Here is an 8,960-nt window from a genome sequence, read left to right as displayed (position 1 = left end):
CAGGTAACAAGGCTTCTATCTTCTTCCATTGATCATCTCTTAACATCTTGCGGTCGCTTTGCATTTCGGTATCCTATTTTTCCAATACCGAATGTAAACACATTTTATTGAATGTTAACAGCCCCTAGTCATTTACTGTTTTACTTCCACTCCCCACGCAACTGACTGACTTTTTCCTGCAATATCTGTGGTGTGATATCGGCTGGCTGCATGGCTTCCCCTACCACCAGTTCAAGCTTGGAAAATGGGCCGCGACTGAAGGCACGTTCAAACGGATTACTTTTATCGCGCGACAAGAAGCTGCCCCACAAACCGCGCAAGGCCAGTGGATAGACCGGAACCGGCGTACGTTCCAGTATCTTCATGACGCCGCCCTTAAATTCATTCAACTCGCCTGTAGCCGTCAGCTTGCCTTCCGGGAAAATACAGACCAGCTCACCTTCGTGCAAAGCCTGGGCCACGTCCACATAGGCTTTTTCCATCAGCCATGGATCTTCCTTGGCTGGCGCGATAGGAATAGCCTTCGCCGTTCTGAACACCCAGGACAAGAATGGAATTTTAAAAATACGATGATCCATGACAAAGCGGACAGGACGTGGGCTGGACGCCATGATCACAATCGCATCCATATAACTGACATGATTGCATACCAATATACCTGCACCTTCATCTGGAATGCGATCAGTGTTAACACCTTTGACCTTGTATATCGTATGTATCAACAGCCATGCAATAAAACGCATCAGGAACTCTGGCACCAGGCTGAATATATACACCGCGACAATCGCATTCAAAATCGCGGTCGCCATAAAGATTTGCGGAATCGTGAAGCCTTTTTGCAGCATCACCATGGCTGCAAGTGATGCCACCACCATGAAGATGGCATTGAGGATATTCATGCCGGCAATGGTGCGGGACAAATGCTTGGGGTCGCAACGCGTCTGTATCAAGGCAAACAACGGGACGATATACAGTCCGCCAAAAATACCTATCATCGTGATATCAAACAAAATATGCAGGCTACCCGTCTGTTGCAAAAAGGTCTGCATGGTCACTGTTGCTGTATTGGTGTACGCAATGCTCGACAAATACAGATCAAATCCGAATACGGACAAGCCTATGGCACCAAATGGCACCAAGCCAATTTCCACTTTATGACCGGACAGCTTTTCGCATAACAGCGAGCCAGCGCCAATACCGAAAGAAAATATGGTCAGCAACAGCACAAAAACACCATGATCACCATGCAAATAATTTTTGGCATACAGGGGAAATTGCGCCAACACGATGGCACCATAAAACCAGAACCACGAATTACCAAGCAAGGATAAGAACACGGGGCGATTCTGTTTGCTGAAACTGATATTCCGGATGGTTTCTGTTGCCGGATTCCAGTTAATTTTCAGTTCAGGTTCTGGCGCAGGTGAATCAGGAATACGCAAACTGGTCAGATAACCCATGATGGCAATGACGATTGCACCACCTGCAACCAGTTCTATACCCCATGGCTTGTGCACCACCAGTAAGGCGCCCAGAATTTCACCCAACAAGATGCCGACGAAAGTTCCCATTTCAATCAAACCATTGCCACCCACCAGCTCATCAGTTTTAAGATGCTGCGGCAGATAAGCATATTTGACCGGACCAAACAGAGTGGAATGGATGCCCATGCCGGCCACAGCCGCAATCAACAGCCATAAGTTGTGCGTCATCCAGCCAGTGGCAGCGATGAGCATGATGACAATTTCCAGCAATTTGACATTGCGCGCCATCTTGCCTTTTTCAAACTTGTCGGCCAGTTGTCCCGATGTGGCAGAAAACAGCACGAATGGCAGGATGAACAATCCGGGAATCAGGTTGTTCAGCAGACCTATATCCATATCGGTCCACGTCAGCGCATCATAGGTCAGGATGGTGAGCAGGGCCGTTTTAAACACATTATCATTGAAAGCCCCAAGAAATTGCGTCCAGAAGAAAGGCGCAAAGCGGCGCTGGGTCAGCAGGGTGAACTGGCTATGTTGGCTCATGGATGATATCGCTTACCGAAATTTAAGATTAATACCGCAAGATTGCTAAATACTCAAGCTCAGTTACCAGAAAACACAGCTTGTTCAGGCAAGAAAATAATCAATTGCCCGATTTACCGGCAAAAGATGACAGCCCTCCTGTGTTGCCAGACGCAGTGCAGTTTCCAGCAAGGCTGGCGTGGTCCCCCAAGGGCCGGGATTATCGCTGACCTCATGAGAATACAGGATTAACCACCCTCCTTTACGTGCAGTATGATGGATCAACCCATGCAATTCCTCTACATTGGTCGTCGAAGAATACAGGGATTGTGCCTTCAAGGCATATAGGTCAGCGCGGCCAGTCTGGGTGCCACCACCAGTAATACGCGAATAGGAAAAACGCCTGGCAGCAGCCAGTTTGCTGCCAAGATCATAAGCACCGAAGGGGAAAGCAAATCCCTGGTTGTGTATGCCATGCTGCTTGAAAAAAGCCTGATTGCGTTCCCAGTCACTGGCCAGGTCCGCGCCGGACGCATTCGCACAATTGGTATGTGAAAACGTGTGGCAACCGACTTCATGTTCGTTATCGATCAGACGTTTCAGGTCGTCGACGCTGTGACAGGGCTGGTTTTGCTCCACACCGTCAGTCAGGCTGCCGCAGATATAAAAAGTACCGCGTGCCTGATACAACTCCAGCAACACCGCACCTATATGGCAGGCGCTGGCCGGCACATCATCGAAGCTGAAGCTGACCACGCCCTGCCCTTTTTGCAAGGGTAACCAACGGCATCCAAAATGGCGTGCCGCAAAACGGCTGAATCTCTGACGTATTCCCATAGATCAACGCAAACTGTCAGAGGCACTAAGAGAATGCTGATAACGTTTCAAGCCCATGCGTGAAGTGCTCCCTGGTAAATTTTCATAAGTATATTCCAGCCCCAGCTTGATGACGGCCTGTTTCAGATTGATGCCATCTGATTCGCGCCGGACTTTTTCATAAAAGCTGTCCAGCACGACACGAAAGCCACGTTCAAACTCATACGCGCCGCCAAAACCAATGCGCAGCAATTGCTCTTTACGGGACGATCCATCACCCAGGCCGGCCAGTCGCGGTACCAGTACGTTATCGCTATTCTGTAACAAGGTAGAGAAATTCATTTGTGACTTGTCCGAGTATTTCCACTGGGCGTCAAAACGCAGGGCCTTGGTAATCACATACAGGACAGACCGGTCAACAATGGTGAAAGGCCGGTCCCAGAGTTGCAGATCCAGCCTTAACTTGGGCGAATAATGATAAGTGCCACGCCATAGTGCGTTGAAGAGGTTGGTATCGCGGTCGGTCAGGTTGTCATAACGACGGCGTATGATGCCCAGATGTGTACTGGTGACCGACTTGCTGCTGTAACGCCATTCAGCGTCAAGAAACACTTCGGATTCTTTATAAGACTGATCCAGATCGGCGATCTCCTGGGCGTTACGGTCCGGGAAATTGCTGTCAGACAGCCGTGTACCGACTTCGACACTGGAGCCTGTCGGCGAATAATAACGACCGCTGAACTGCCGGCCGCGCTCATCAAAATTGTAGAGCTGATTCACGGGCAAATCGTAATTCAGGCCGGACTTGTCAACTTTAACGTTCAAAGACCATTCATCCGTCAATTTCAGGTTCAGGTCAGCAGCAGCACGTTTTTGATGGGATATATCTTTATCAGTAAAAGTACCGTTAATGTACTGAAAAAGCCTGTCTTCCTTGCCAGCAGAGACATGCCCGTTAAAAACCTGGCCTGCTGCCCAATCCAGAGTGGCATCACCAGCAGCGACATGGTGATCCAGGTCTTTATAATTTTTATAGTACCGATTCCCAAGCGAACCGGTCAGTGTCAGCCGTGTACGGTCAGAAAGCAAGGGGATGATGGCACCAGCACGTATATCACCACCTTTGACGCTATCACGTTCTGGCGTATTCAGGCCCGGGGGCGTGGCGACTGTATCCGGCGGATTTGCAGGGCCGGTATTCACTGGCTGCGAGTAAAAACGGAATGGGTTCGAATCACTGGTCAGTGACGTTTCCAGTTGCAGCACCAGTTCTACTGTATCGGCGGCAAAAACTGGTTGTGCCACAGCAGTCAGCAAGCCCATGGCCGTAAGCAGACAGCCACCACGATTGCCAGAAAAATGAAGTGCGCGATGTGCTTTGCCTTTCATTTTCCGGCCTCCCTTATTGGAGTTGCAAACCATGTCCAGACAGGCGGAACACGCGATCACAACGGCCAGCCAGTTCGGCATCATGCGTGACGATTACAAAAGCCGTACCCAGTGTGCGTGACAGCTCCAGCATCAATGCAAATACTTGCTGGGCCGTGCTGCCATCAAGGTTGCCAGTCGGTTCATCTGCCAGCACGCAGGCAGGCTGTGTCACCAGTGCCCGGGCCAGCGCTACACGCTGCCGTTCGCCACCGGACAATTCACCCGGGACATGCTTGAGCCTGTGGCCGAGGCCAACTTTTTCCAGTATCAACTGAGCTGCCTGCTGTGCATCGGTACGTTTCATGCGCCTGATCATCAGCGGCATGGCAACATTATCCAGTGCCGAAAACTCAGGCAACAGATGATGAAACTGGTACACGAAACCCAGCGCCTGATTACGCAAATTACCCCTGGTTGTTTCATTCAGGCTGGCAAAATTTTGTCCTTGCAGTATGACGCTGCCTTGCGTAGGCGTATCCAGCCCACCCAGCAAATGCAGCAAAGTAGATTTGCCGCAACCGGATGCCCCGATGATGGCGACCCGTTCACCTCTGTATATGCTCAGATTGATGTCGCTAAATACCTTGACCGAATCCGGCCCCTCGGCAAACACCTTGCTTAATTGACTGCACGACAAAATGCTGTCTGCCGGCTGACCATTTGTATTACTCATAACGCAAAGCCTCCGCAGGTTTGGTTCTGGAAGCACGCCAGCTAGGATAAATCGTGGCAAGCAAAGCCAACACCAGAGAGACTGAACCGATAGTCACGACATCCAGCAATTGCACATCGGATGGCAACTTACTGATCACATACACCTCCTTGGAAAGTACCTGTATCCCCAGAATGTGCTCTATGAAAGGTACGATAACGTCAATATTGAAAGACACCAGCAGACCGGCACCTACACCCAGCAAGGTACCAAACAGGCCAACGATAGCGCCCTGGATAATAAAAATTTTCATGATGGATGAAGGCGCAGCACCCAAAGTGCGCATGATGGCAATATCTGCCTGCTTTTCAGTCACAGTCATCACCAGTGTCGACACCAGATTGAAAGCGGCAACCGCAATAATCAGCGTCAAAATAATGAACATCATGGTTTTTTCTGCTTTGACGGCAGCAAAATACGTCTTGTTTTGCTGTGTCCAGTCGCGTATCAGCAAGTCACCAGACAGGCTGCGCGACAATTCCAGCGCAATCTGGGGCGCTTTCAGCATCTCCTTTATGCGCAAACGTAGTCCCGATGGTGCACTCAGGCGGAAAAATTTCTGCGCATCTTCAATATGCATGAAAGCCATGCCAGAATCATATTCGTAGTGACCTGCCTCAAAAATACCCACCACATTGAAGGCTTTCAGACGTGGCACCATACCTGCCGGCGTCATCTGCCCTTCCGGTGCCGCCAGGGTAATTTTTTCACCAATGCGTACATGCAGGCTGTTCGCCAGCGCCACACCCAGCACGATATTGAATTCGCCCGGCCTTAAATCCGCCCATTTGCCATATTTGACCTTGCTGGCAACGTCAGATACCTTGGGCTCTTCTTCTGGCAAGACGCCGCGCAAAATGACTCCGCGCATGACATCTTCGCGAATGATCATGGCCTGACCATCCACATACGGTGCCGTACCTGTGACTGCCTTGTTTTTTTGCACTTCCAATGCGGTTGATTTCCAGTCCGGCAAAGCGCCGCTGGCATCAAACACTTCTATATGCGCCAGCACGGACAGCATGCGGTCACGGACTTCTTTTTGGAAACCGTTCATGACTGAAATCACGATAATCATCGCAGCCACGCCCAGACTGATGCCCAGCATGGAGATCAGTGAGATAAAAGAAATAAAACTATTCCGGCCACTACGCCGCCCTGCACGGGTATAGCGCAGGCCAACCAGCCATTCGAAAGAAAGATTTTTCACTACATGTTCACTTCATTGAGTTCATTAAGGTCATTAAGATCATTAAATACGGCAGCCAGCAGTTTGCCACACGTTTGCCATACAATACAGAGATATGAGCCATTTAGAATTGATTATCCCCTTCGGCATCCCACCTGCTGGCCTTGCAAAAGACCTGTTAAAGGAAATGCACACGCCTGCACTGGCAGCCCTGATCGCCTCTGGCGGTAGCCCCCAAACACAGACAATAGACGCATTTTCCCATGCGCTTGCCCATGAATACTGGCTGGCAGATCAGTTTCCGCCAGAAAACAATGCCAATAGCCCAGCGATCAGTTGGGACACCATGCAGGCCTGCGGTCTGACAGTCGATGCCGGCTATTGGTTCACCCTGCAGCCAGTACATATCCATATTGCCAGAGATCACCTGGTGCTGACAGATCAGCGCCGGCTGGAGCTTCCTGACAATCAGGCACGCATTCTGTTTGACATCGCCCGCAGTTGTTGCGAAGAAATCGGCATGACGCTGTTATATGGCGATGCCAAAACCTGGTTCTTGCGGGCAGATGACTGGTCAGCGCTGAGCACGGCCACCATGGACGCTGCCTGCGGTCACAATATTGATATCTGGATGCCCAAGGGCGAACATGAGCGTGCCTGGCGCAAGCTGCAAAATGAAATCCAGATGCTGTGGTTTGGACACGCCATTAATGACGCACGCGAAATGCAGGGTGAAAAAGTGATCAATTCAGTGTGGATATCATGCGGAGCTGACCACATTCACCCAACCGCAAAACAAGTGATGACCGCATCAAATTTTACCAACTGGCAGGACGCACATTCCGGCGCTGAGGCAAAACACACGCTACTGTTGCCAGATCTGGCAGAAGCCGCCATCAACAACGACTGGGGTTTGTGGCTGGAACGCATACATGAAATGGAAAAAAACTGGTTTTCTCCGGTCATGTCTGCCTTGAAAACCAGGAAAATCACCCGTCTTGACCTGCTGTTTACGGATGCCCGCAGCGTGGCAAATTTTAGTCTGACACCCTGGTCCTTACGCAAATTCTGGGTCAAACCTTCTTTACACCATTTGTTTTCCATCGCCAAACCATGACACGCATTACCACTCGCCCCTGCCCTTTCCGCGAATCTGAAATGTTACGCCAGAACGGACTGCATCCGGTTCTGGCACGTTTGTATGCCTCGCGCGGCGCGACCGGCGACAAGGACTTGAGTACCGAGCTCAGTGCCATGCTGGCACCTGCCGGGCTCTTGCATATAGCGCATGCCGCCACATTTTTGGCGGACGCCATCGCGCAAGAAAAAAAACTGGTGATCGTCGCTGACTATGACTGCGACGGTGCCACCGCCTGTGCCGTGGGCCTGCGCGGTTTGCGCATGCTGGGCGCGCAAGTTGACTACATCGTGCCGAACCGCTTTGAGTATGGCTATGGCCTGACACCGGAAATCGTTGCGCTCACCATTAAAGAAAAATCACCGGACATCATTGTCACCGTCGACAATGGCATTGCCAGCGTGGATGGTGTCGCTGCTGCCAATGCGCAGGGTATCGCGGTCGTCGTCACCGACCATCATTTGCCGGGTGACAGCCTGCCAGATGCCGCCGTCATCGTGAACCCCAATCAGCCCGAATGCGGTTTTCCAAGTAAAAACCTGGCAGGTGTCGGCGTCATGTTTTACGTGCTGCTGGCTTTGCGTGCAGAACTGCGGCAGCGCGGCGTGTTTGACCAGCAAAACCAGCCCAAGCTGGATACCTTGCTGGATCTGGTTGCACTGGGTACGGTGGCTGACGTCGTCAGGCTAGATGCGAATAACCGTATTCTGGTCGCGCAAGGCTTGAAACGCATGCGTGCGGGTCGCATGTGCGCAGGCATCGCGGCCCTGTTTCGTGTCGCCGGACGCGAGCCACATAATGCCAGCCCGTTTGACCTGGGTTTTGCCCTTGGCCCACGCCTTAATGCCGCTGGCCGTCTGGCCGACATGGCATTGGGTATAGAGTGCCTGACAACCGATGACGAAGGCCGCGCCTGGCAAATTGCGCAGGAACTGAATGCCATCAATGCCGACCGCAAAGACATAGAACGCGAAATGCAGGATGTCGCCCTGCTGCATCTGGACGATTTCCAGCCGCAGGACAGCAATACCATTACAGTGTTTGACGAAAGCTGGCATCAGGGTGTCATCGGTATTGTCGCTTCCCGTCTCAAAGACAAATTTTATCGCCCCACCATCACCTTTGCGCCGGGTGGTGATGGCCTTATCAAAGGTTCTGGCCGGTCCATTCCCGGTTTTCATCTGCGCGATGCGCTGGATTTGGTGTCGAAACATGCACCCAGTCTGATACAGAAATTTGGCGGGCATGCCATGGCAGCTGGCCTGACCTTGCGCGCAGAAGATTTCCCCGCCTTCCAGCAGGCATTTGAAGCCGTGGGTAAAAACTGGTTGCAGGCACACCAACTGGAACGCGTGGTCGAAACCGATGGCCCGCTGGAAGATGCCTACTTCACGACGGATTTTATACGTCTGCTCGACACCCAGGTATGGGGCCAGGGTTTTCCACCACCGATTTTTTGCGATGACTTCCGCCTCGTATCGCAACGGGTTTTAAAGGAACGTCATTTGAAACTGGTACTGGAAAAAAACAAGCAAAGATATGATGCCATCTGGTTCGGGCATACCGATACCCTGCCTGAAAACGTGCATGTCGCTTTCCGCCTGGATGCGAATGAATACAATGGCGTTACCAGGGTGCAGTTAATGGTTGAACATATCGATTGAAGTG

Annotated in this window: 7 protein-coding genes; 2 read left to right on the top strand and 5 right to left on the bottom strand. The window is 51.4% G+C overall.

All coding sequences use genetic code 11. From position 1 onward, the window contains the following. Positions 1 to 140: 140 nt before the first annotated feature. From ACO0LK_RS22795 to ACO0LK_RS22775, 5 genes are all read right to left on the bottom strand, one after another. On the bottom strand, positions 141 to 2,027 hold the full coding sequence (locus ACO0LK_RS22795) for an MFS transporter (RefSeq protein ID WP_422979137.1): 1,887 nt from the start codon (positions 2,025 to 2,027) through the stop codon (positions 141 to 143). Positions 2,028 to 2,111: 84 nt separating this feature from the next. Next, entirely contained in the window at positions 2,112 to 2,780 is a 669-nt protein-coding gene (locus tag ACO0LK_RS22790) for a polysaccharide deacetylase family protein (protein ID WP_422979135.1), read from the bottom strand. A gap of 66 nt (positions 2,781 to 2,846) precedes the next feature. After that, positions 2,847 to 4,211, bottom strand: coding sequence for a hypothetical protein (locus ACO0LK_RS22785; protein WP_422979133.1), 1,365 nt, complete (start codon positions 4,209 to 4,211; stop codon positions 2,847 to 2,849). 13 nt (positions 4,212 to 4,224) lie between these two features. After that, positions 4,225 to 4,926, bottom strand: a complete 702-nt coding sequence (lolD, locus tag ACO0LK_RS22780; protein WP_422979131.1) for a lipoprotein-releasing ABC transporter ATP-binding protein LolD — start codon at positions 4,924 to 4,926, stop codon at positions 4,225 to 4,227. Then, positions 4,919 to 6,175 (bottom strand): lipoprotein-releasing ABC transporter permease subunit, encoded by a 1,257-nt coding sequence (locus ACO0LK_RS22775; protein ID WP_422979129.1) that lies wholly within the window; start codon positions 6,173 to 6,175, stop codon positions 4,919 to 4,921. The genes lolD and ACO0LK_RS22775 overlap by 8 nt, the downstream gene beginning before the upstream one ends. Positions 6,176 to 6,269: 94 nt before the next feature. On the opposite strand from ACO0LK_RS22775, the gene ACO0LK_RS22770 reads away from it, so the two are divergent. Together ACO0LK_RS22770 and recJ are read left to right on the top strand one after the other, a co-directional pair. Then, a complete protein-coding gene (locus ACO0LK_RS22770) occupies positions 6,270 to 7,271 on the top strand; it encodes a hypothetical protein (protein ID WP_422979127.1) in 1,002 nt (333 codons plus the stop codon). Next, positions 7,268 to 8,956: a single-stranded-DNA-specific exonuclease RecJ gene (recJ, locus tag ACO0LK_RS22765; protein WP_422979125.1), complete on the top strand. Its 1,689-nt coding sequence runs from the start codon at positions 7,268 to 7,270 to the stop codon at positions 8,954 to 8,956. The genes ACO0LK_RS22770 and recJ overlap by 4 nt, the downstream gene beginning before the upstream one ends. Positions 8,957 to 8,960: the final 4 nt, after the last annotated feature.

The organism is Undibacterium sp. Ji49W, from assembly GCF_049340205.1.
Classification (GTDB): Bacteria; Pseudomonadota; Gammaproteobacteria; order Burkholderiales; family Burkholderiaceae_D; genus Undibacterium.
Note: the sequence above shows the minus strand (reverse complement) of the source record. Positions and strands in the feature narration are given on the sequence as shown.

Bases quoted from the DNA above. Each gene is read 5' to 3' on its own strand.
- lolD (WP_422979131.1), bottom strand. From the start codon at position 4,926: ATGAGTAATACAAATGGTCAGCCGGCAGACAGCATTTTGTCGTGCAGT.
- ACO0LK_RS22770 (WP_422979127.1), top strand. From the start codon at position 6,270: ATGAGCCATTTAGAATTGATTATCCCCTTCGGCATCCCACCTGCTGGC.
- ACO0LK_RS22785 (WP_422979133.1), bottom strand. From the start codon at position 4,211: ATGAAAGGCAAAGCACATCGCGCACTTCATTTTTCTGGCAATCGTGGT.
- recJ (WP_422979125.1), top strand. From the start codon at position 7,268: ATGACACGCATTACCACTCGCCCCTGCCCTTTCCGCGAATCTGAAATG.
- ACO0LK_RS22795 (WP_422979137.1), bottom strand. From the start codon at position 2,027: ATGAGCCAACATAGCCAGTTCACCCTGCTGACCCAGCGCCGCTTTGCG.